General features: G+C 67.1%; 21 protein-coding genes. 12 read left to right on the top strand and 9 right to left on the bottom strand.

The genetic code is table 11. The features are described 5' to 3' along the window. The first annotated feature begins 312 nt into the window (after positions 1–312). Positions 313–1,110, top strand: coding sequence for a hypothetical protein (locus BLU04_RS01210; protein WP_093281168.1), 798 nt, complete (start codon positions 313–315; stop codon positions 1,108–1,110). Positions 1,111–1,120: 10 nt separating this feature from the next. Here BLU04_RS01210 and cimA read toward each other — a convergent pair whose 3' ends face one another. Then, entirely contained in the window at positions 1,121–2,713 is a 1,593-nt protein-coding gene (cimA, locus tag BLU04_RS01205) for a citramalate synthase (protein WP_093288377.1), read from the bottom strand. 220 nt (positions 2,714–2,933) lie between these two features. Between cimA and BLU04_RS01200 the strand changes: the two genes are divergently transcribed. Then, positions 2,934–3,794 carry a GGDEF domain-containing response regulator gene (locus BLU04_RS01200; RefSeq protein WP_162274607.1) on the top strand — a complete coding sequence of 287 codons (861 nt, stop codon included), beginning with the start codon at positions 2,934–2,936 and terminating at the stop codon, positions 3,792–3,794. 240 nt (positions 3,795–4,034) lie between these two features. Here BLU04_RS01200 and BLU04_RS01195 read toward each other — a convergent pair whose 3' ends face one another. After that, positions 4,035–4,457: a DUF309 domain-containing protein gene (locus BLU04_RS01195; RefSeq protein WP_197672997.1), complete on the bottom strand. Its 423-nt coding sequence runs from the start codon at positions 4,455–4,457 to the stop codon at positions 4,035–4,037. 13 nt (positions 4,458–4,470) lie between these two features. Next, positions 4,471–4,713, bottom strand: a complete 243-nt coding sequence (locus BLU04_RS01190) for a glutaredoxin family protein (protein WP_197672995.1) — start codon at positions 4,711–4,713, stop codon at positions 4,471–4,473. Positions 4,714–4,787: 74 nt separating this feature from the next. On the opposite strand from BLU04_RS01190, the gene BLU04_RS16190 reads away from it, so the two are divergent. Beyond that, on the top strand, positions 4,788–5,192 hold the full coding sequence (locus tag BLU04_RS16190) for a hypothetical protein (RefSeq protein ID WP_157895009.1): 405 nt from the start codon (positions 4,788–4,790) through the stop codon (positions 5,190–5,192). A gap of 221 nt (positions 5,193–5,413) precedes the next feature. Further along, on the top strand, positions 5,414–7,141 hold the full coding sequence (locus BLU04_RS01180; protein WP_093281160.1) for a methyl-accepting chemotaxis protein: 1,728 nt from the start codon (positions 5,414–5,416) through the stop codon (positions 7,139–7,141). 79 nt (positions 7,142–7,220) lie between these two features. Here BLU04_RS01180 and BLU04_RS01175 read toward each other — a convergent pair whose 3' ends face one another. After that, on the bottom strand, positions 7,221–7,517 hold the full coding sequence (locus tag BLU04_RS01175; protein ID WP_157895008.1) for a hypothetical protein: 297 nt from the start codon (positions 7,515–7,517) through the stop codon (positions 7,221–7,223). Positions 7,518–7,627: 110 nt separating this feature from the next. Here BLU04_RS01175 and BLU04_RS01170 point away from each other — a divergent pair, with 110 nt between their 5' ends. Then, positions 7,628–8,863 carry a TIGR03862 family flavoprotein gene (locus tag BLU04_RS01170; RefSeq protein WP_093281155.1) on the top strand — a complete coding sequence of 412 codons (1,236 nt, stop codon included), beginning with the start codon at positions 7,628–7,630 and terminating at the stop codon, positions 8,861–8,863. A 7-nt stretch (positions 8,864–8,870) separates the two neighbouring features. Here BLU04_RS01170 and BLU04_RS01165 read toward each other — a convergent pair whose 3' ends face one another. Further along, complete coding sequence (locus tag BLU04_RS01165) at positions 8,871–9,293, bottom strand: hypothetical protein (protein WP_093281153.1); 423 nt, start codon at positions 9,291–9,293, stop codon at positions 8,871–8,873. A gap of 113 nt (positions 9,294–9,406) precedes the next feature. Here BLU04_RS01165 and BLU04_RS01160 point away from each other — a divergent pair, with 113 nt between their 5' ends. The 7 genes from BLU04_RS01160 (at position 9,407) to BLU04_RS01130 (ending at position 16,580) form a co-directional block, all read left to right on the top strand. Further along, a complete protein-coding gene (locus tag BLU04_RS01160) occupies positions 9,407–10,360 on the top strand; it encodes a ribose-phosphate pyrophosphokinase (RefSeq protein WP_093281151.1) in 954 nt (317 codons plus the stop codon). Between the two features lie 75 nt (positions 10,361–10,435). After that, positions 10,436–11,932: a diadenylate cyclase gene (locus BLU04_RS01155; protein ID WP_093281148.1), complete on the top strand. Its 1,497-nt coding sequence runs from the start codon at positions 10,436–10,438 to the stop codon at positions 11,930–11,932. A 21-nt stretch (positions 11,933–11,953) separates the two neighbouring features. Further along, entirely contained in the window at positions 11,954–12,664 is a 711-nt protein-coding gene (locus BLU04_RS01150; RefSeq protein WP_093281146.1) for a hypothetical protein, read from the top strand. A gap of 50 nt (positions 12,665–12,714) precedes the next feature. After that, the gene (locus BLU04_RS01145) at positions 12,715–13,194 is read left to right on the top strand and encodes an Lrp/AsnC family transcriptional regulator (RefSeq protein WP_093281143.1); all 480 of its coding nucleotides are present in this window, start codon (positions 12,715–12,717) and stop codon (positions 13,192–13,194) included. 56 nt (positions 13,195–13,250) lie between these two features. Then, positions 13,251–14,465: an aminotransferase class I/II-fold pyridoxal phosphate-dependent enzyme gene (locus BLU04_RS01140; RefSeq protein WP_093281141.1), complete on the top strand. Its 1,215-nt coding sequence runs from the start codon at positions 13,251–13,253 to the stop codon at positions 14,463–14,465. A gap of 4 nt (positions 14,466–14,469) precedes the next feature. Then, complete coding sequence (locus BLU04_RS01135; protein WP_093281138.1) at positions 14,470–14,952, top strand: dihydrofolate reductase; 483 nt, start codon at positions 14,470–14,472, stop codon at positions 14,950–14,952. 89 nt (positions 14,953–15,041) lie between these two features. After that, the gene (locus BLU04_RS01130; protein WP_093281136.1) at positions 15,042–16,580 is read left to right on the top strand and encodes a peptidylprolyl isomerase; all 1,539 of its coding nucleotides are present in this window, start codon (positions 15,042–15,044) and stop codon (positions 16,578–16,580) included. 494 nt (positions 16,581–17,074) lie between these two features. On the opposite strand, the gene pfkA is transcribed toward BLU04_RS01130, so the two are convergent. Genes pfkA through BLU04_RS01110 form a run of 4 tightly spaced genes read right to left on the bottom strand, consistent with a single transcriptional unit; the run spans position 17,075 to position 20,342 of the window. Further along, positions 17,075–18,064: a 6-phosphofructokinase gene (gene pfkA / locus BLU04_RS01125; protein ID WP_093288370.1), complete on the bottom strand. Its 990-nt coding sequence runs from the start codon at positions 18,062–18,064 to the stop codon at positions 17,075–17,077. Further along, complete coding sequence (locus BLU04_RS01120; protein ID WP_093281133.1) at positions 18,064–18,684, bottom strand: 5-formyltetrahydrofolate cyclo-ligase; 621 nt, start codon at positions 18,682–18,684, stop codon at positions 18,064–18,066. The genes pfkA and BLU04_RS01120 overlap by 1 nt, the downstream gene beginning before the upstream one ends. Before the next feature lie 36 nt (positions 18,685–18,720). Beyond that, positions 18,721–19,665, bottom strand: coding sequence for an MBL fold metallo-hydrolase (locus BLU04_RS01115; RefSeq protein ID WP_231964886.1), 945 nt, complete (start codon positions 19,663–19,665; stop codon positions 18,721–18,723). Positions 19,666–19,688: 23 nt separating this feature from the next. Next, positions 19,689–20,342, bottom strand: coding sequence for a LysM peptidoglycan-binding domain-containing protein (locus tag BLU04_RS01110; protein WP_093281131.1), 654 nt, complete (start codon positions 20,340–20,342; stop codon positions 19,689–19,691). Positions 20,343–20,518: the final 176 nt, after the last annotated feature.

Here is a 20,518-nt window from a genome sequence, read left to right as displayed (position 1 = left end):
CGGGGTCGACCCTGTACAGCTGGAGGCGACCCGCTTTATAGCCCAAGAGGGGCTTTGCCCCTCCTCGAACCTCCCCTTCGGAGGGCCTTAGCTAGGCGGACGCGCTTTGGCGGCGCCTTGTCTCCGAACTGGATTAAAATCGGATGGTTCCTGGAGCGCCCGAGGGTACGGACGATAGGGAGAGACGAGGCCAATACGCCCTGGCTCCTATTGGGAAGAATCACGCGTCCTTGTGTTGGGGAGCCGAAGGGGATTGGCCGGGAGGGGGGAGTGTGATAGAACGGGGAGATGGCTTCGTCGAAACCCCTTCGCGTGAAAGAAGGGCGTCCGGCGTACCTGAAGCGGAGCGCGGCCGACGACAAGACGAAGCATCAGGAGTTGAAGACCTATTCCGCGCTCGGCCTCGGGCGGAGCTATAAGTCGGTGAAGGGGCGGAAGAAGCTCGCGGCGCTGGCCGATGGGCCGACTCTTCTGATCGGTGGCGATGCGCCCGATCGGCCTCAGATCGTGGTGAACCGGGAGGCGTACCGGAAGACCCGCCTCGATGTCCTCCGCCGGGTTCTTCTCGAGGCGGGAGCGATCATGCCCGAGGCACCGAAGGAGGTCCTCCTCGACCAGCTTCATCCCCGCGTGGAGCGGGAGACGTATGAGCATCTGGCGCTCCTCCATCACGAGGGGCCGCGCCTCGATGCCGCCTTCCAGCGTCTCCACGGGCGGAACCCGACGGCGCTGGAGCGGGAGCTCCTCGTCCCGCCCGAGGCCCGGGGGCCGGAGAAGATCAAAACGGCCAAGACCGCCGAGGCCGTCGGGGCGATCAACCAGGCGGCCTACGGCTCCTACCGGGCCGGGGTGATCGACGAGGTGCTGGGGCAGGTGCAGGCCCGGCAGAGGCACAATCCGGCGCGCTACCAGACCCTCTGGGCCGAGGCGGTGGGGCCGGAGATCGCGATGCAGAGCCGCTTCGAGAAAGTCGATCCCGCCACGGGCACCGCCTATTTCCGCTGCATGAACAGCGCGCTCTCCTTCCGCCTCCAACGGATGCCCGACCTCCCCGCCAAGCTCACGAAAGGCCTGAAGACCCCCGTGCGGCAGGTAAAAGTGATGTTTTAGCTTTTAATGGTTAAGCTTGGGCCTTGGAGCGCGAAAGACGGAAAAGGAAGTACTCCAAGCTCTCCGTCAACGCCAGCCACGAGGCCTCGACGATGTTCGTCGAGACGCCGACGGTGCTCCAGCTCGCCTCCCCGGCGCCCGACTCGATGAAGACGCGGACGCGGGCGCCGCTGCCCGACGCCGAGTTCACGATGCGGACCTTGTAATCGGTGAGGGTGACCTGGGCCACCTCGGGATAGAAGGCGGTGAGGGCCTTGCGGAGGGCCGCGTCGAGGGCGTTGACGGGGCCGTCTCCTTCCGCCACCTCGTAGCCGCGGTCGCCCTGCGGCGTGGCGATCTTCACCGTCGCCTCGCAGAGGTCGAGGTTCCGCGTCGGGTCCTTGCGGATCGAGACGTGGTATTCGAGGAGGTCGAAGTAGGGCTTGTACTCGCCCCGGGCACGGCGCATCAGGAGCTCGAAGGAGGCGTCGGCCCCCTCGAACTCGTAGCCGTCGTTCTCCAGCCGCTTCACCTCCTCCAGGATGGCGCGGGTGTCGGGGGCCTTCTCCTCGAGGGCGATGCCGAATTCCCGGGCCTTCATCATCACGTTGGCCCCGCCCGCGAGCTCGCTGACGAGGACGCGCCGGGCGTTGCCGACGGTCTCCGGGACGATGTGCTCGTAGCTGGAGGCGAACTTGTTCACCGCGTTCACGTGGGTCCCGCCCTTGTGGGCGAAGGAGGCCTGGCCGACGAAGGGGGCGCGGATGTTCGGCCGCTGGTTCGCCGTCTCGTCGAGGAAGAGGGAGAGGTCGCGGAGCTGCGCCAGCTTCGCCGCCGGGAGGACGGTGTGCCCCATCTTCAGCTGGAGGTTCGGGATGACGGTGGTGAGGTTGCAGTTCCCGTTCCGTTCCCCGTAGCCGTTCAGCGTTCCCTGGACGTGGGTCGCGCCCGCGCCGACCGCCGCGAGGGCGTTGGCGACGCCGAGGCCGCCGTCGTCATGGGTGTGGACGCCGACGCAGCCCTCGCCGATGCGGGCGATGGCGGCGCGGGTCACCTCGATGATGTGGCTGGGGAGGGAGCCGCCGTTCGTGTCGCAGAGGACGACGAAGCTCGCCCCCGCGTCGCGGGCCGCCTGGAAGCAGGCGAGGGCGTAGTCGGGGTCCTCCTTGTAGCCGTCGAAGGTGTGCTCCGCGTCGTAGATCACCTCGCGGCCGTTCTCCTTCAGGAAACGGACGGTGTCGGCGATCATGGCGAGGTTCTCCTCCGGCGTCGTCCGCAGGACCTCGCGGACGTGGTGGAGGGAGGTCTTCCCGTAGATCGTCACGACGGGGGTGCGGGCCTCCAGCAGGAGGCGGACCTGGGGGTCCTGCTCCACGGCGATCCCGGCGCGGCGGGTGCTGCCGAAGGCGGCGAGCTTCGCATGGCCGAGGGAGAGTTCCTTCGCCCGCTCGAAGAACTCGATGTCCTTCGGGTTGCTCCCCGGCCAGCCCCCCTCGATGTAATCGGCCCCGAAGGCGTCGAGCCGCGCGGCGATGCGGAGCTTGTCGGCGGTGGAGAAATTGATTCCTTCGGCCTGCGCTCCATCGCGCAGCGTGGTATCATAGAGGGCGACTTTCGGTTTCATGGGAGGGGGAAGCGCAGTATGAAGAAAGAAGGAACCCATTGCACGTCTTGAATGTCGATTCCGGCAGAGCGGGTTACGTCCGAAAAGGGGCCCGTTGGAGGCGCATTCGCGCGTGATTTTGGACGAATTGACCCGGAAGACGCAGCGGGGGGTTGAAATCGGTACGCCAATCGGCTGAGATAGGCGCGATCTCATGAGCGGTACCGTTTCCACTCCCCCCATGCGGATCCTCCTGATCGAGGATAACCGCGGCGATGCCCTTCTTTTGGAAGAAACCCTGAAAGAGACCAATCTCGTGTTCGAGATCCGCCAGTGCGAGATGCTCCAGGACGGGATCGACCTCGCCCAGAAGGAATCGTTCGACCTCGTCCTCCTCGACCTTTCCCTCCCGGACAGCAGTGGCGCGGCGACCGTCGCCCGGGCCGGGAAGGCCTTCTGGAAGATCCCCGTCGTCGTCCTCACCTCCCTCGACGACGACCAGATGGGGCTGAAGGCGCTCCAGTTCGGCGCCCAGGATTACCTCGTCAAGTCGCAGGCCACCGCTCCCCTCCTCCTCCGCGCGATCCGCTACGCAAAGGAACGGCACCGGGAACGGGAGACCCTCCTCCAGGCCTCCCTCATCGACCCGCTGACCGGGCTCTACAACCGGCGCGGCTTCATCAGCGTCGCCGGGGAGGAGCTGACCGCGCGGCAGGGCGGGGAAGCCCTCGTCCTCTTCGCCGACCTCGACGGGCTGAAGCCGATCAACGACACCCACGGCCACGCCGCCGGCGATTGGGCCATCGCCCACGCCGGGGAAGCCCTGAAGGGGGCGACCTCCTCCGACGCCATCGCCGCCCGCATCGGCGGGGACGAATTCGTCGTCATGATCCTCCGCGCCCCCGAGGGGACCGAGGAACACCTCAAGGTCCGCATCAAGGAAGAGACGGCCCGGATCAACGCCGAATCGGGCCGCCCCTACCGCCTTTCGATGAGCCTCGGCTTCCACCGCCCGAAGCCGGGCGAGCCGATCGAGCTCGACCAGTTGCTGAATCAGGCCGACGCGGCGCTCTACGAGGCGAAGCGGGCGCGCCCGCGGTAGGGTCGCGAAGTTAGGGGGGGAGCGCCTTTCGGGGCTGGGTACAGACCTTGGACCGGTCGATGTAACCCCCGCGTTTTAAAGATGCAAGAGGGGCGGTGGCGCTCCTGCGCTGCGCCCTGGGATAGGCCTGAACTTGGAAAACGGTTTCTCTTCAGGCGGTGTCACGTGATGTGGCAAGCGTCCGCTAGTTCCCCCTGTCCGCTTGGGAAGATCACGCGTCCGTAGGCGAGGACTTGGCAGCTAAGGCAGCAATCCCAATTTCGGCGCGCTCTCGGGCGTCAGCGGATTCACGGTGAATCCGGAATGCTCCAGCTTCCCGATCCACTCCCGGCAAAGGCGGCGCGCTCCGGCGGCGTCGAAGTCGAGGTGGATGTCGGGGTACTGGGCGAGGTTGGCCTCGGCGAGGGCGAAGAGGTTGCCCGAGGGGCGGAGCCGGTTCTTCTGGAGGTGGACGAAGGCCCCGGCGAGCTGGATCAGCCCCTTGAAGAAGTTCCCCTCCGCCTCCTTCCTCACCGGCAGCCACATCTCCTCCAGCACGTCGTGGGCCTCGTAATAGAGGGCCGCGTTGAAGCAGGCGAAGTAGCCCGCGTAGTAGGGGGAGTGCCGGGGATCGGCGGTGACCGTGGCGAGGAAGGCGGCGATCTTGGGGGATTTCTTGCTCACGCCGCCCGGTCCCTTACTTGAGCTTGTTTTCCTTGAGGAACTCCTCGAGGTCTTCCGGGCCGAAGTCGGCGAGGACGCGGTCTTCCCATTCGAGGGTCGGGGCCTTCGTCTGGCCGGAGATCTCCTTCATCCGCTTGAAGGCGTCGCGGTCGCGGAGGACGTCGATGGGATCGTAGGAGATGCCATGCCGGTCGAGGACGGCTTCGGCTTCGCTGCACCAGGGGCAGCCGGTTTTGACGTAGAGGATCGGAGTCATGGGAGCAGTCATAAATGGTACGGCCAAAAAAAATCCCCGCAACTTTTTCCGTGGTATCCGGTTCAATTATCGTAATGAAGAAATTCTCTCTGTTGTTGACTCTTTCCGTCCTCGGCCTCTCGTTCGCGAGCCTGGCCTCGGCGCAGACTCCCGTGACCGCCCCCGTCGCCCCCCCTTCGGATCCCGCCGGCACCACCGCCCCCGCCGATCCCTCGGTTCCCCCGGCCGTCTCCGCGCCCGGCTCGACTGCCGCCGCCCCCAAGAAGGCGAAGAAGAAGCACAAGAAGAAGGACGCCGCCGCCACCGCCACCGCTGGTAAGGCCGCGGACGACAAGACGGCTGCCGCCGACAAGAAGGCCAAGAAGAAGGCGAAGAAGAAGCACAAGAAGGACGCCGCCGCTGCCGCCGCCTCCACTCCCGCGACGACGGCCGCTTCGGCCCCGGTCACGACCTCGGCCCCCGCGACGAGCGCCAAGTAAGCCGGATCCGTTCGTTTCCCAAAAAGCGGCAGGGCCTTCCCTGCCGCTTTTTTGCGTCCGAGGGGCGCGCCTCTTTTCCGTTTTTCGCGATTTACCTCCCTTGAAGAAGGGAGAGGCATACTTTCTGCTGCACTAAAAAAGCCTCTCCCCGATCCGCAGGAAGCCGGGTGCGGAAAGGCGTTATTTCACAATCGGTACCGAAGCAAACAACGAAAAAACGTATGAATCAATGGACGATCAAAGGCCGGATTTTATTCGGCTTCAGCCTCATGATTGTGCTGGCCGCCGGGCTCGGGCTCTTTTCCCTGGTGCAGCGGGGCAGCGTGGTCGACGCCGTGGTCGGCGTCGACGGGAAGGTCCCCGTGGGGGTCGTCAACGGCGACGCCGAAGCCGTCGTCCATTCCCTCGCCCTGACGGAGACGTTCTACGGCAGCTACGTCCTCCTCGGGGAACTGCTGACGGCGACGCCCGAGGCCGCCGCGACGATCAAGGCCAAGCTGGCCGACAACACCCAGCGTTCCGAGGGCGACATCGCCTGGTACGACGCCTACGTCCGCTCCGACGAGCAGAAGGCGATGTGGAACCATTTCAAGGATACCCGGGGCCGCTGGTATGACATCCGGAAGCAATTCATGGCGCGCCTCGACGCGGGCGACACGGCCGGGGCCGCCGAGATCTATCGCGGGGAGATGGCCCTCGCCTTCCACGAGCGGCAGGAGACCTTCGGCACCCTCAACGGGGCCAACGCGCGGCGGCTCGACGCCAGCGGTGCCCGCTTCCAGAGCACGGCGGCGACGGCCTTCTGGATCATCCTCAGTGTCATCGTCCTCATCGTCTGCGTCGGCATCGGCGCGGCGTGGAGGATCATCGGCGGGATCAACTCGACGCTCCAGGAGGTGAGCCAGATGCTCGGGGAGAGTTCCTCCCAGGTGGCCGACGCCGCCGGGCAGGTCTCGACCAGCAGCAATCACCTCGCCGAGGGGGCGAGTCGCCAGGCCGCCACGCTCGAGGAGACCAGCGCCAGCCTCGAGGAGATCGCCAGCATGACGCGTCGCAACGCCGACAGCGCCGCGAGCGCCAAGGCCCTCTCCATGGAGACCCGGACCGCCGCCGAGGGCGGCGCGGAGCGGACCGGGGAGATGAAGCACGCCACCGAGGCGATCCAGAAGGCGAGCAGCGAGATGGCCGCCGCGATCGGCGACATCAAGAAGTCGAGCGACGACATTTCCAAGATCATCAAGACGATCGACGAGATCGCGTTCCAGACGAACATCCTGGCGCTGAACGCCGCCGTCGAGGCGGCCCGGGCCGGGGAGGCCGGGGCCGGGTTCGCCGTCGTCGCCGAGGAGGTCCGCGCCCTCGCCCAGCGGAGCGCCGACGCCGCGAAGGAGACGGCCCTCCTCATCGAGGCCGCCGCGGAGCAGAGCCAGCGGGGCGTCGAGGTCAACGTCCGGGTGACGAACCGGATCGCCGAGATTTCCCAGAAATCGCGCGCGGTGGAGCAGAGCCTCGCCGACATCGTCGCGAAGGTCCGGCAGGTCGATTCCCAGATCGAGTCGATCGCCACCGCCTCGGGCGAGCAGAGCACCGGCCTCTCCGAGCTGACGCGGGCCATCGGCGAGATGGAGCAGACGACGCAGGACAGCGCCGCCACCTCGGAGCAGACCGCCGCCGCCGCCGAGGAACTCAGCGGCCAGTCGGCCGAGCTCCAGAGCCACGTCGGCGTCCTGCAGCAGCTGGTGACCGGCGGCGGGGAAACGCGGGGAGGCTTCGCCAAGGCGGCCTCGTCCTCCTCCCGGCACGTGACCCGCACGCGGGTCGCCGTCGGCGCCTCGAAGGGGACGAAGGCCAAGGCCTCCCTTTCCTCCGATGACGAAGGGGCGATCCCGCTGCCGCCGATCTCCGAGGGAGAGGGGAAGCTCCATGGGTCGGAGTTCCGGGGGGAGTGATCCCTCTCTAAGCGAAAAAGCCGTCCGGGAAACCGGACGGCTTTTTTTGTGTTTGGATCGGCCGGGAAAGAGGAAAAAGCTATTTCCGACGCCAGGGCCAGAACCACCACGCGACGTAGTTTTGCCAGAAGTCGTCCTGCTCGTGGAGGTTGGAGTGCTTCGGACGGAACAGGGCGGCGAAGATCCCGCCGACCAGGGCGGCACAGCCGATCGCCACGAGGGCGGCCTTCAGCGAGGCGCTGCGCCGCAGGAAGAGGACGGCCCCGACGAATCCTCCGGCGAAGGCGCCGAGGAGGAAGTCGAAGACCTTGTCGAAGGTATCTTTCTTCGACCAATTGCCAGTTTCCTTCGGCGGCTCGGTGGAATTCTTGTTCATCTCCATGAAAAGGGGGGCCTGGAATTAGGCTTGAGCCATTAAAGAGCACATCAGTGCGGGAGGCAAGGCGCGGGAGTTGATCAATTCGGGCGAGGCCCTATCCTGCCGCGATGGATTTTCCCCGCATCGTGGCCGTGATCGGTGGCGGCCCCGCCGGGCTGCGGGCCGCCGAGGTCGCGGCCGAGGCCGGTTGCGCGGTGACGGTCTTCGACCACAAGCCGTCGCCGGGGCGGAAGTTCCTCCTGGCCGGGGTCGGCGGGTTGAATCTCACCCATTCGGAACCGCTGGAGAAATTCGTCCCCCGCTATCGCGGCGGCGAGGGGCGGTGGCCCGCGCTGTTGGCCGATTTCGATCCCGAGGCGCTCCGGGCCTGGGCGGCGGAACTCGGCGTCCCGACCTTCGTCGGGACCAGCGGGCGGGTCTTCCCCGAGGCGAAGAAGGCGGCCCCGCTGCTTCGCGCCTGGACCGCGCGATTGAAGAAGCAGGGCGTCGCCTTCCGCTTCCGCCATGCCTGGCGGGGCTGGGAGGAGACCGGGGACGGCTCCGGCCTCCATCTTCTTTTTGAGAGCGAGGGGAACGCGATCAGCTATCCCTGCACCGCCGCGGTCCTCGCCCTCGGCGGCGCTTCCTACCCGGAGACCGGCTCCGACGGCGGCTGGGTCTCCCTGCTCGCGGAACGGGGCATCCCCGTCGCGCCGTGGCGGGCGGCGAACTGCGGTTATGAGGTCGCCGGGGGATGGCCCGCCCCGGTCCTCGCCGCCGCCGAGGGGATGCCGCTGAAGAACATCGCCCTGACTGTCGGTATCGGTGGCGGCAGGCGGCGGGTCGAGGGGGAATGCCTCGTCACCCGGTACGGGATCGAGGGGAGCGCCGTCTACGCCCTCGGCGCGGCGATCCGGGAGAGTCTCCCCCGCGAGATCCGCCTCGATTTCAAGTCGACCCTTTCGGTCGACGAGCTCCTCCGCCGGGCCGGGACCCCTCCCCGCGATCCCGCCGCCTTCCTTGCAACCGCCGCGCCCCGCTGGCGGCTGGGACCGGCGGCGACGGCCCTGCTGGAATGGGCCGAGAGCGGCTCCCCCTCCCCGACCCCCGCCGCCCTGGCGGCGCGGGTGAAGGACTTCCCCCTCGCGCTGGGGGAAGCCCGGCCCGTCGCCGAGGCGATCTCCTCGGCGGGCGGGATCGCATGGGAGGCCCTGGACGAGAATCTGATGCTCCGGGCGATCCCCGGTCTCTTCGCCGCCGGGGAGATGATCGACTGGGAAGCCCCGACGGGCGGCTACCTCCTCCAGGGGAGCTTCGCCACGGGAACCCGGGCGGGACGCGGGGCGGCGGAATATCGGGGTTGAAGCGCGATCAGAGCGAAGCCGAGAGGCTCGATAGGATCAGAAAAGCGACCCACGCGGCGAGGTGGAGGAGGAGTACCACGCTGCCGATCAGCCAGCGGTCCTTGGTCTTTTTCGCGAAGGCCGTCACCACCGGCGCGACGCTCATCGCCCACGCTCCCATGAAGAGAAGGAGGACGATCAGGAGGACGATGCCCTGGAGCCAGGTAACGGAGGGACGAACGCCGCAGACCATTTCCCCCGTGACAAGACCCGCGAAGAGGAGGGCGGGGAGGGCTCCGATCGCGGCGCGGGTCTTCCAGCCTCGGGTTTTGCGATGGAGCGCCAGCGTCAGCAGGACCATCCCCCCGGTCACGAGGCCCCAGGTCAGCAACGCCCCGGTCCCGATGCGGACCACGATCCAATAGGGATCGGTCAGGAAGGAATGGAACACTTTACTGGTATGAAAGAGTTGGGTGGGGTCGGCAAGCCTCCTGCGCGATGCTTTTCCCTGAATCTGCTTGAATCGGGGACGATCGCCCCCATTCTGGTCTCCCCCAGCTTCCTATGAACGGCCCCGCTCTTCAGATCTTTTCCGGTTCGGCCAATGTCGACCTCGCCCAGAAAATCGCCAGCTACCTCGGCATCCCCCTCGGTCAGGCGACGGTGACCTCCTTCCCGGACGGCGAGACCTTCGTCAAGATCAACGAGAACATCCGGGGCCGCGACGTCTACATCGTCCAGCCGACCTGCCCGCCGACGAACCAGCACATCATGGAGCTGCTGATCATGATCGACGCCGTCCGCCGCGCCAGCGCTGCCCGGATCACCGCCGTCCTTCCCTTCTACGGCTACGCCCGCCAGGACCGCAAGGACCAGCCCCGCGTCCCGATCACCGCGAAGCTGATCGCGAACCTCCTCGTCGCCGCCGGGACGAACCGGGTGCTGACGATGGACCTCCACGCCCAGCAGATCCAGGGCTTCTTCGACATCCCCGTCGACCACCTCTACGCCGCCCCGATCTTCTACCGCCACCTTTCGGAGAAGAAGCTCGACAACCTCGTCGTCGTCTCGCCCGACGTCGGCGGGATGAAGATGGCCTCGGCCTATTCCCAGATGCTCGGCGCGGGCCTCGCCATCGTCGTGAAGCGCCGCATCAGCGCCACCGAGACCGAGGCGCAGTTCATCGTCGGCGACGTCGCCGGGAAGGACGTCCTCCTCGTCGACGACATCACCGAGACGGCGGGGACCCTCTGCTCCGCCGCGAAGATGCTGAAGAAGTCGGGCGCGAAGCGGATCTTCGCCGGCGTCTCCCACGCCGTCCTGAACGACATCGGCATCGAGCGCCTGAAGAATTCCGACATCGAGGAACTCATCACCACGAACAGCGTCCCCCCCGCGAAGATCGACGGCTTCAAGCTGACCGCCCTCGACGTCTCGGCCCTCCTCGGCGAGGCGATCCGGCGCGTCCACGACGGCGAGTCGGTCTCCTCCCTCTTCGACATCCGGTCCAAGGCGTAAGCCCGGGCAACCGGGCGGCAGGCTCCTCCTTCCGCCCCGGCCCCGGCCCCCGTCCAATCCCTTCCCACCCGATCCATGACGATGTCCTTCCTCGTCCGCCTCCTCGGTTCGGTCTCCCTCTCGGTCATCGCCGACATCGTCCTCTGCGTCCTGATCTTCCGGATCATGTTCGGCTGGATCTTCTCCAATCCCCGGCTGGGGCGCTTCGTCGGCATCCTCCTCGGCTTCGCCGCCTTCTTCTTCACCATCCAGAAGTTCGAGCTTCCCGTCACCCAGATCCTCGTCGCCGCCCTCATCGTGCCGACGGTCGCCCTCGTCGTCCTCAGCTTCCTCCCCGACCTCCGCCGCGCCTGGCAGACGGCGACGCTCCGGCAGCTCTTCGGCCACCGGCCCGTCGGCGGGAACAACCCGATCCCGGCCCTTTCCTCGGCCCTCGCCGAGCTCGTCCGCATCCGGCGCGGGACGATCCTCATCTTCCCGAAGGGGGACGACGTCGATTCCTTCCTCAACGGCGGCGAGGAGTACGACTCCCTCGTCACGAAGTCCCTCCTCCTCTCCCTCCTCCATCCCGGCTGCCCTCGGCACGACGGTGCCATCGTCATCCTGCGGGACCGCATCGTCCGCGTCGGCGCGGTCCTCCCGCTCAGCGACGGGACCGGGGAGACGCCCGTCCGCGACGAATGGGGAACGCGCCACCTCGCCGCCCTCGGCCTCAGCGAGCATTGCGACGCCGACATCCTCGTCGTCTCCGAGGAGCGCGGCGTCCTCTCCCACGCCCGGCAGGGGCGCCTCGCCGAGCTGGCCTCGGTGAAGGAGGAGGACATCGCCCGCTTCCTCGGGGAGATCCTCCGCGTCGAGCGGCGGCGGACCTCGACGCGGGACCGCTGGCTCTCCCGCTCCGCCTGGGCCGGGGCCGTCCTCGTCGCCCTGATCGCCGTCCCCACGGTGAACTGGCTGAACAAGCCGGTCCACGCCGCCCGCGTCACGAACCTCAACGTCGTCCAGGCCCCGATCAACTTCGCCAACGTCCCCGACGACCTCTACATCGACTCGGGGAGCGAGGCCCTCCGCGCCGACGTCTTCCTCCGCGTGCCGAACAACGAGGACATCGTCTCCGGCCGCTCGATCGACGACGCCGTTCACCGGCTCAACATCACCGTCGACCTCCAGAACGCCCACGCCGGGGCGCTGACGATGGACCTCACCTCCCACATGGCCTCGGAGCTGCCCCCCGGCTGGGAGATCGAGAGCTATCGGCCCCAGCAGCTGAAGCTGACCCTCGTCGAGGCCCAGAGCCGGACCTTCCCCATCGTCCCCGCCTTCGTCGGGCTCGAGAAGGGGATGCGCGTCGCCCAGGTCGTCAGCATCGTCCCGAACGTCCTCTCCGCCCGGATCAAGGACAAGCCCTCCCTCTACGGCCCGACGGTGAAGACCCTCCCGGTGAACCTCGACGGCTACCACCGCCCCGGGACCTACACCCTCCCCATCGCCCTCGACCTTCCCCCGACCATCCGCCCGCCGAAGAACTTCCCCGCGACGGTGAAGGTGACGGTGCGGCTGGAGAAGCCGTAGGGCGTTCTCCCCCAGGACGCCATGGCCGCTCTCCTCCCTCTCCCCCCCGGCTTCAAGCGGGAAGTCTTCCGCGCCGCCCGGGCGCTGATGCGGCGTCATTTTTGGCGGGTCGGCTGGCTCCTCTTCCTCGCCCTGCTGCCGGAATCGTTCTACGTCCTCTACCGGGTGGGGGCGGCCTTCGGCGCGTTCGATTTCGGCAACCTCCTCGATCCCGATCGGACGATGGAAAACATCGCCGCCCTGACGGCGATCGCGGCGACGGCCTCGGCGTGGGGCGGATGGTCGGAGCTGGTGCCGATGGCCGTCTCGCTCCCGCTCTGGATCGGTTGTTTCGCCGGGCTCCTCCATCTGGCGCGGGGGGAGCGTCCCGCCTGGGGGGACATGGCGCTTCTGTTCCGCAAGCCCCTCGATTGGCTCCTCGCCCTGCCCGCCGCCGTCCCCGGCCTCCTCCTGGCCCCCCTCTGGATCTTCTATCCGATGGTGATGATCGACGAGGGGATCGGCCCCGTCGCGGCGCTCCGCCGGAGCGGGGAACTGACCCGGGGCGCGCGTTGGCAGGTCTTGTTCTCCCTCTGCCTCCTGGCGGCCTTCCTCGCCCTGGGGAGCCTCCTCGGCGATATCGGCCTGATTTTGACGCTGCCCATCAGCTGCGTCACGGCGGTCGTCTTTTATGACCGGCTGAAGGGGAGGGAGGCCCTGTGCAGGTCCGATTTGGCCGCCCCTGTCGAGTAGGACGGTTCGGCCCGGGTTGCTATTTCCCGGCTTTTGAGTAGGGTGGACCGATGCACGCGCTCTTGAAATTGCTGGAAGCCAACGCCCGGGCCACGCCCGAGACCCTGGCCAAACAGCTGAACCTCACCCCCGAAGAGGTTTCCTCGCAGCTCCGGGAGCTGGAGGAAAAACGGATCATCCTCGGCTACACCGTCCTGGTCGACCACGACAAGGTCGACGGGGAGGCCGTGCAGGCCGCCATCGAGGTGAAGATCACCCCGGAGCGCGACGGCGGGTTCGACCGCATCGCCAACCGCATCGCCCGCTATCCCGAGGTCACCTCGTGCTGCCTCATGAGCGGCGGGTACGACCTCCTCGTCATCATCCACGGCCGGACGATGAAGGAGGTCGCCATGTTCGTCTCGGAGAAGCTCGCCACCGTCGCGGGCGTCCTATCGACCGCCACCCACTTCATGCTGAAGCCGTACAAGGAGCAGGGCGTCCTCCTTGTGAACGAAGGGACGCAGGAGCGTCTCTCCATCACTCCCTGACCCCGTCCCGCCCGGCCCCCGAATTTCACCGGACGGCACCGCCGTCCCCTTTTCCCATGTCCTCCAAGGTCATCCCGTTCTCCCCCGATTCACCGAAGCCGCCCCGCGACTTCATCGCCGACCACGTCCACGCCATCCCGCGCTCGGGCATCCGCGACTTCTTCGAGATCGTCCAGTCGATGGGCGACGTCATCTCCCTCGGCATCGGCGAGCCCGACTTCGTCACCCCCTGGCGCATCCGCGAGGCCGCCATCTATTCCCTCGAGCGGGGGAAGACCGGCTACACCTCGAACCTCGGCCTCCCGAAGCTCCGGAAGGAGATCGCCTCCTACGTCCGGAAGAATTACCGGATCGAGTATGACGGCCTCAGCGAGGTCATGGTCACCATCGGCGTCTCCGAGGCGATCGACATCGCCCTCCGCGCCGTCCTGAACCCGGGCGACGAGGTGATCTACCACGAGCCCTGCTACGTCTCCTACTCCCCCTCCATCGCGCTGGCCTACGGGAAGCCCGTCGCCATCGCGACGAAGGCCGAGGACGGCTTCCGCCTCCGCGCCCAGGACATCGCGGCGAAGATCACCCCCCGGACGAAGGTCCTGATGATGAACTTCCCGTGCAACCCGACCGGTGCCGCGATGAGCCGCGCCGACCTCGAGCCGATCGCCGCCCTCTGCCGGGAGCACGACCTCCTCGTCCTCACCGACGAGATCTATTCCGAGCTCTCCTACGACGAGCGGGAGCACGTCTCCATCGCCTCCCTCCCCGGGATGCGCGAGCGGACGATCTTCTTCCACGGCTTCTCGAAGGCCTTCGCGATGACCGGATTCCGCATCGGCTACGCCTGCGCCCCGAAGGAGCTGACCGAGGCGATGATGAAGATCCACCAATACGGCATCCTCTGCGCCCCGATCACCAGCCAGGAGGCGGCGCTCGAGGCGCTCCGCCACGGCCACGACGACATGATTGCGATGCGGGACCAGTATTGCGCCCGGCGCAATTTCCTCGTGAACCGCCTCAACGAGGCGGGCCTCCCGTGCCGCCTCCCCGAGGGGGCCTTCTACCTCTTCCCCAGCATCGAGGGGACCGGCCTCACCGCGCACGAGTTCGCCGTCCGCCTCCTCCAGGAGGAGAAGGTCGCCGTCGTCCCGGGCACCGCCTTCGGCCAGTCGGGCAGCGGCCATATCCGCTGCAGCTACGCCACCGGGATGGAGCAGATCGAGATCGCCGCCGAGCGGATCGGGAACTTCGTCGGCCGGTTGAAGAAGGGGTAGGCGGATGAGCCAGACCCGCCAGCTCGCGAAGCCCTTCAAGACCATCGCCGCGATTTCCGAGAACGGCGTGATCGGGGCCGCGGGCGGGATCCCGTGGCGGATCGCCGACGAATTCGCCTGGTTCAAGAAGGCGACGATGGGCCACACCCTCGTCATGGGGCGGAAGACCTACGAATCGATCGGCCGCCCCCTCCCGGGCCGCCGGATGATCGTCCTCTCCCGGCAGGCGCGGGAGATCCCCGGCGTCACCGTCCTCCCCTCCCTCGACCAGGTCGATCCGATGCGGTACGAGGGGGAGGTCTTCATCGCGGGCGGCGCGGAGGTCTACCGGCAGGGCATCCCCCTGAGCGACGAGCTCTGGCTCACCACCGTGAAGCAGACCGTCGAGGGCGACACCTTCTTCCCCGAATACGAAAGCCTCTTCACCCGGCAGGAGGCGATGGTGGAGCACCCGCTCTTCACGGTGTGGCGGTGGGTGCGGCGGTAGGGGAAAGGACCGATTCGGGGTCGCAACCCCTTCATTTCAGGCTTGAGCCCTGCGCTACATCTGCGATTTTGTCCCACCCTCCCATTTTTATGCTCAAACTGATCCGCAGCCAGTCGACGATCCTGATGGCCATCCTCCTCGGCATCATCAGCCTTTCGTTCATCGTCTATTTCAACCTGCCGACGATCGAGGGCCTCACCCGCGAAGACCTCGGCCGGATCGGGGGCCGCACCGTCACCCGCGACGACTTCCGCCTCGCCCAGCAGGACACCCTTCTCTGGCTCACCCTCACCCAGGGCGGCACCCTCCCTCCCGGCGCGAATTCCTCGAACGAGGTCGACCGCCTCGCCTGGCAGCGGATGGTCCTCTCGACCGAGGCGACCCGCGCCGGCCTCTCCGTCTCCGACGCCGAGGTCACCGACGCCATCCGCGCCTTCCCCTTCCTCCGCAAGGACGACCACTACGATCCGGCCAGCTACCAGCTCTTCGTCAAAAACTACCTCTCCTCCCGCGGCGTCACCGCCGACCGCTTCGAGGAAAGCGTCCGGAACGATCTCCTCATCAACAAGCTGACCCAGTCGATCGTCGCCTCCGCCTCGGTGACCCCCTCCGAGGTCGACCGCGTCATCGGCATCCGCCTCGGTTCCGCCCACCTCCAGGTCATCCGCCTGAAGCAGGCCGACTTCCTCGCGCAGGCCGCCGCCCCGACCCCCTCCGAGGTCGAGGACGCCTACAAGCTCTACCAGGCCAATCCGGCCTGGCGGACTCCCGCGAAGCGTTCGATCGCCTGGGCCTTCGTTCCCTTCGACGCCGGGGTCGAGAAGCTGGCCGAGAAGGAGAAAGCCGCCTCCAGGCGGAAGACCGGCGAGACGGCCCAGAGCCTCGCCGAGGCCGCCCTCTCCGCCACCGACAAGGACAAGACCGACGTCCACGCCCTCGAGAACGCCGCCGCCGCCCAAAAGATCAACTCGGTCGGGACGACGCCCCTCTTCGCCCGCACCGAGACCCCCGCCGGACTTCCCCCGAGCCCGAACCTGAACCGGGCCGCCTTCGGCATCACGAGCGACGTCCCCGTCAGCGATCCCGTCGAGACCGAGAAGGGTTACTACGTCCTCCAGCTCCTGAAGGCCGATTCCGGAGCCCTCCTGCCCCTCGACCAGGTCCGCCCCCTCATCGTGAAGGCCCTCACGGAACAGAGCGCCCGGAAGCTTGTCATGGAGCGGGGCCAGGCCCTCGACGTCGCGCTGAAGACTTCCCTCCTCTCGGGCAAGTCGCTCGCCGACGCGGCGAAGGAACAGAAGGCGAGCCTGGAGACGATCCCCGCCTTCATCCCCGAGGATGTCCAGACCGGCGCGGTCACGGTTCCCGAGGCGCAGACCCTCGTCCCCGTCTCGTTCTCCCTCCAGCCGGGCGAGATCAGCCAGTTCTTCCCGACCGCCGACGGCGGGATCATCGTCGGCCTCGTCGCGCGCGATCCGGCCGATGGGAAGAAGGCGGCGACGCTGCGTCCTTCGGTCGTGGCGCAGCAGTTGGAGCGGCGGAAGGAGAATATCTTTGCCGATTGGGTCGAGGCGCTTTACAAGTCGCCCTCTTACCGGCTTCCTGGGTTTCTGAAGGAACAGCGGTAGGGGTGCGGCCCTTCGGGGCATGCGGGGTCGACCCTGTACAGGTGGATGTAATCCGCTTTATAGCCCAAGAGGGGCTTTGCCCCTCCTGGAACCTCCTGTCTGAGGGCCTTAGCTAGGCGGACGCGCTTCCCCCTGCGCCTTGTCTCCTAACTGGATTAAAATCCGCTGGTTCCGGGAGCGTCCGAGGGTACGGATTGCGGGGGGAGACGGTACCAAGACGCCCAGACTCCTATTGGGAGAATAGCCGCTTCGGTTCCGCCAGCCCTCGGACGGGTGATTCCTCCCAAGCGGGTTAGTATCAGCCGAGTACAACTCTCCGAAGGAGCATTGCCTTTAGATGGAAGTAATAGTTCCCCCTACCGCCTCTTACGGGAGAGGTTCAAGGAGGGGCGACAGCCCACTCCTTGGCGTTAAAGAGGGTCGCCTCCAGCTGTACAGGCAAGCGCAGCGATTCTACCCTGCCCCGAAGGGGACTCACGGCCCCTTCGCGAACCCTACATCTCCACCGGATCGCCGAACTCAATCCCCAGATTCCTAGCTACGCGGATCGCGTCGGCAGGCAGTTCCTTCTTCCGTCCGAGGATTTCCTCAAGATTCCGAAGCTGCATCTTTCCGGCGACCTGGCCGACCATGACGCCGGTCTCGCCGTGGACGAGGGCCTGGACGGCCATCTCGCCCATGCGGGCGCCGAGGAGGCGGTCGAAGTGGGTGGGGATGCCGCCGCGCTGGACGTGGCCGAGGACGGTGAGGCGGACTTCCTGCTCGATCTTGCCCGCGCCGCGGAGGCGCTCCATGAACTCGCCGCCGGAGCAGACGCCCTCGGCGACGATGATGACGCTGTTGTTGTGCTTGTTCCGCGTGCGGTGGTGGAGGTTCTCGACGATGCGGTCCATGTTCACCCGGTATTCGGGGATCACGGCGACCTGGGAGCCGGTCGAGATCGAGGTCATCAGGGCGAGGTAGCCGCTGGAGCGGCCCATGACCTCGACGACGAAGCAGCGGCGGTGGGAGGCGGCGGTCGCCTTGATCATGTCGACGAGGGTGATGATCGTGTTGAGGGCGGTGTCGACGCCGATCCCCATCTCGGTCCCGTAGATGTCGTTGTCGATCGTCCCGGGCATGCCGACGACGGGGTAGCCGTGGCGGTGGATGGCGCGGGCGCCGGTGAGGGAGCCGTCGCCGCCGATGACGATGAGGCCCTCGATGCCGTGCTTGCGGAGGTTGGCGATGCCCTTCTTCTGGCCTTCCTCGGTGGTGAACTCGGGGCAGCGGCTGGTCTGGAGGAAGGTGCCGCTGTAGCGGTTCTTGCCGCTGACGATGAGGCTGTCGAGGGGGGTGAATTCCTCGTCGATCAGGCCCTGGTAACCGTTGTAAACGCCGACGACCTCAACCCCGAAGCTCAGGGCGGAACGGGTGACGGAGCGGATGGCGGGGTTCATTCCGGGCGAGTCTCCGCCGGAGGTGAGGACGGCAAGGCGTTTGATCATGATTGTGAGGGGTGGGGGATGAAGTGCTCGTTTTCCGTGATGATCCAGTTGAGCTGGCGATCATGAGGTTCACGGACGATTTGGGCAAGCTCCTGTACGGCGAAAAAGAGGCCGATGCGGAGGGTCCGCCCGGGGAGGCTGGCGAGGAGGCGGTCGTAGAAGCCCCCGCCCCGGCCGAGGCGGTAGCCGTCCCGGTCGAAGGCGAGGCCGGGGACGAGGATGGCGTCGATGGCGTCGTAGTCGGCCTCGGGCGCGTCGGGCGAGGGCTCCAGCATGATGATGTTCCGCTTCGGCGGGCAGGCGATCAGCTCCTCGGGCCCCGCGACGCGGTGGAGGGTGATGGCGGGGGGGGAGAAGACGGTGCGGGGGAAGAAGACCTCCCGGGGGGCGTGGCCGCCGTCGGCGGTCGGCAGGGGGGTGGGCCAGCCGGGGTTGGGCTCCGTGGGGAAGGGGGCGTAGACGGCGACGCGGCGGGCCTCCTGCCAGCCGGGGATCGAGGCGAGGCGCTCCCGGATCGCCTCGGAGGCGGGGGCGCGGCGGTCCCGGTCGAAGGCGGTGAGGGCGCTGCGGCCCCGGAGGCGCTGCCACTCTTTTTGCTCGGGAAGCGATTGGGGCATGGAGCGGGGGACGGCGGGCGCGGCAGGGAGGCCCGGTCAGAACGTCTGGGGCATCCCTTCGACGAGGAATTTGATCCGCTGGCTGACCCCTTCGCGGGCGGCGGCGGTGAGGAGGCGCTGGGCGGGCTCGTGGAGGGGCTCGAAGCTGAGGCGGTAGGTGCCGAAGTGCATCGGGATCATCGTCTGGCCCTGGAGCTCGCGGAAGGCGCAGACGGCCTGCTCCGGCCCGATGTGGACGTCGCGCTGGGAGGGGTTCTCGTAGGCCCCGATCGGCATGAGGACGATCTCGGGCTTGAGGCGGGCGCCGATCTGCTTGAACTCGTCGAAGTAGGCGGTGTCCCCGCAGTGGAAGACGGAGCGTTCCCCGTAGCGGATGACGTAGCCGCCGTAGCCGCGGTGGCTGTCGTGGAGGACGCGGGCGCCCCAGTGCTTCGCGGGGGTGAAGGTGATCGAGAGGCCGCGGAAGGTCCAGGTGTCCCACCAGTTCATCTCGTGGACCTTCTCGAAGCCGAGGTCGTGGACGAGGTTCGAGACGCCCGAGGGGACGACGATCGGCTGCCGCGCGGCGATCTTGCGGAGGGAGCGGCGGTTCAGGTGGTCGAAGTGGGCGTGGGTGATGAGGACGAGGTCGATGTCGGGGAGGTCGTCGATCTCGAACCCGGCATGCTTCAGGCGGCGGATGACGAGCATCCAGTTCGCCCAGTTCGGGTCGACGAGGATGTTGTGTTCCGGGGTCTGGATGAGGAAGGAGGCGTGGCCGATCCAGGTGATGCAGACCTGGCCTTTCTCCAGCTTCGGGAAGATCGGCTTGTTCTTCGTCCCTTGCTTCCGGGAGAAGAGGGAGGGGAGGAGGACCTCGGTGATGAAGTTCTTCCCCCGGCCCGGGCGGGGACGGCGCAGGGCGTGGATGGCCTCCTTCTCGGTCGGAAGGGGGCCGGTCGCGTCGGCGGGGTGGACGTCCTGTCGGGAGCGGTGGGGCACGGTTTAATATAGCCCAAAACGGGCTATTTTTTGGGGATGAAGAGCTTTTGCCCCACGTGGATCGCCTCATCCTTCCCCAGCCCGTTGGCTTTCCGCAGATCGGCGACGGTGACATGGACGTCGTTACCCTGGTAGGCGACGGCGATGGCGTGGAGGGTATCGCCCTTCACGACGACGTAATCGAATCCGGTTTCGGCCCCCTTGTCGGGAGCCTTTTCCCCGGAAGCGGCGGCGCTCTCCTTCGGCGGGGCGGAGGGAGGGGGCGTCGGGGCCGGGGCGCGCTTCGAGTTTTCGGCGACGATCTTGCCGACCTCGTCGAGGAGGGTCTTCCTCTCGTCGGCGCGGGCGGCGTCGAGCTTCGCCAGGGCGGCGCGGAGGGCCGTGTTCTCGTCCTTCAGCGTTGCCAGCTGGGAGCGGAGCGCGTCGAGGTCGGCCTTCTGCTGGCCGATCGTCATCTTCATGTCGGCGATCTGCGTCGTGTGGCTATCGAGGGCGGCTTGGAGGGAGTCGATCTGGTCCGATGCGCGGAGGAGTTTCTGGCGGGCGGCCTTCTCGTCCTCGCGCGCGCCGGGATCGCTCTGCGCCCGGGCCGGGAGGGGGGCCGAAAGGGAGAGGAGGAGCAGCCCGCAAAGCAGGCCGGTCGAGTAAAGAAGGGAGAGGGGACCGATGCGTGGCATGGAGGACTCATGATACGGGGGGGCCGTTCCGGAGGACAAGCCGGAAGAGCGCCGGTATTTCCCCCTATTTTTCCCTCCTGCAAGATGAGTAATCCCGTTGGTTGTCGGAGGCTCTACGGAAGACCTAGGATTGGATTACACCTGTTGCGGTTTTGGCTTACGAACGGGGGTTAGTG

Origin of the sequence: Verrucomicrobium sp. GAS474, assembly GCF_900105685.1 — a bacterium.
GTDB lineage: Bacteria > Verrucomicrobiota > Verrucomicrobiia > Methylacidiphilales > GAS474 > GAS474.
The sequence above is the reverse complement of the archived record's forward strand: the minus strand, read 5'-3'. Positions and strand labels throughout refer to the sequence as shown.

Excerpts from the sequence above, each read along its gene's own strand:
- cimA (WP_093288377.1), bottom strand. The coding sequence starts at position 2,713 with ATGAAACCGAAAGTCGCCCTCTATGATACCACGCTGCGCGATGGAGCG.
- BLU04_RS01200 (WP_162274607.1), top strand. The coding sequence starts at position 2,934 with ATGCGGATCCTCCTGATCGAGGATAACCGCGGCGATGCCCTTCTTTTG.
- BLU04_RS01190 (WP_197672995.1), bottom strand. The coding sequence starts at position 4,713 with ATGACTCCGATCCTCTACGTCAAAACCGGCTGCCCCTGGTGCAGCGAA.
- BLU04_RS16190 (WP_157895009.1), top strand. The coding sequence starts at position 4,788 with ATGAAGAAATTCTCTCTGTTGTTGACTCTTTCCGTCCTCGGCCTCTCG.
- BLU04_RS01180 (WP_093281160.1), top strand. The coding sequence starts at position 5,414 with ATGAATCAATGGACGATCAAAGGCCGGATTTTATTCGGCTTCAGCCTC.
- BLU04_RS01175 (WP_157895008.1), bottom strand. The coding sequence starts at position 7,517 with ATGAACAAGAATTCCACCGAGCCGCCGAAGGAAACTGGCAATTGGTCG.
- BLU04_RS01170 (WP_093281155.1), top strand. The coding sequence starts at position 7,628 with ATGGATTTTCCCCGCATCGTGGCCGTGATCGGTGGCGGCCCCGCCGGG.
- BLU04_RS01160 (WP_093281151.1), top strand. The coding sequence starts at position 9,407 with ATGAACGGCCCCGCTCTTCAGATCTTTTCCGGTTCGGCCAATGTCGAC.
- BLU04_RS01155 (WP_093281148.1), top strand. The coding sequence starts at position 10,436 with ATGACGATGTCCTTCCTCGTCCGCCTCCTCGGTTCGGTCTCCCTCTCG.
- BLU04_RS01150 (WP_093281146.1), top strand. The coding sequence starts at position 11,954 with ATGGCCGCTCTCCTCCCTCTCCCCCCCGGCTTCAAGCGGGAAGTCTTC.
- BLU04_RS01145 (WP_093281143.1), top strand. The coding sequence starts at position 12,715 with ATGCACGCGCTCTTGAAATTGCTGGAAGCCAACGCCCGGGCCACGCCC.
- BLU04_RS01140 (WP_093281141.1), top strand. The coding sequence starts at position 13,251 with ATGTCCTCCAAGGTCATCCCGTTCTCCCCCGATTCACCGAAGCCGCCC.
- BLU04_RS01135 (WP_093281138.1), top strand. The coding sequence starts at position 14,470 with ATGAGCCAGACCCGCCAGCTCGCGAAGCCCTTCAAGACCATCGCCGCG.
- BLU04_RS01130 (WP_093281136.1), top strand. The coding sequence starts at position 15,042 with ATGCTCAAACTGATCCGCAGCCAGTCGACGATCCTGATGGCCATCCTC.
- BLU04_RS01120 (WP_093281133.1), bottom strand. The coding sequence starts at position 18,684 with ATGCCCCAATCGCTTCCCGAGCAAAAAGAGTGGCAGCGCCTCCGGGGC.
- BLU04_RS01110 (WP_093281131.1), bottom strand. The coding sequence starts at position 20,342 with ATGCCACGCATCGGTCCCCTCTCCCTTCTTTACTCGACCGGCCTGCTT.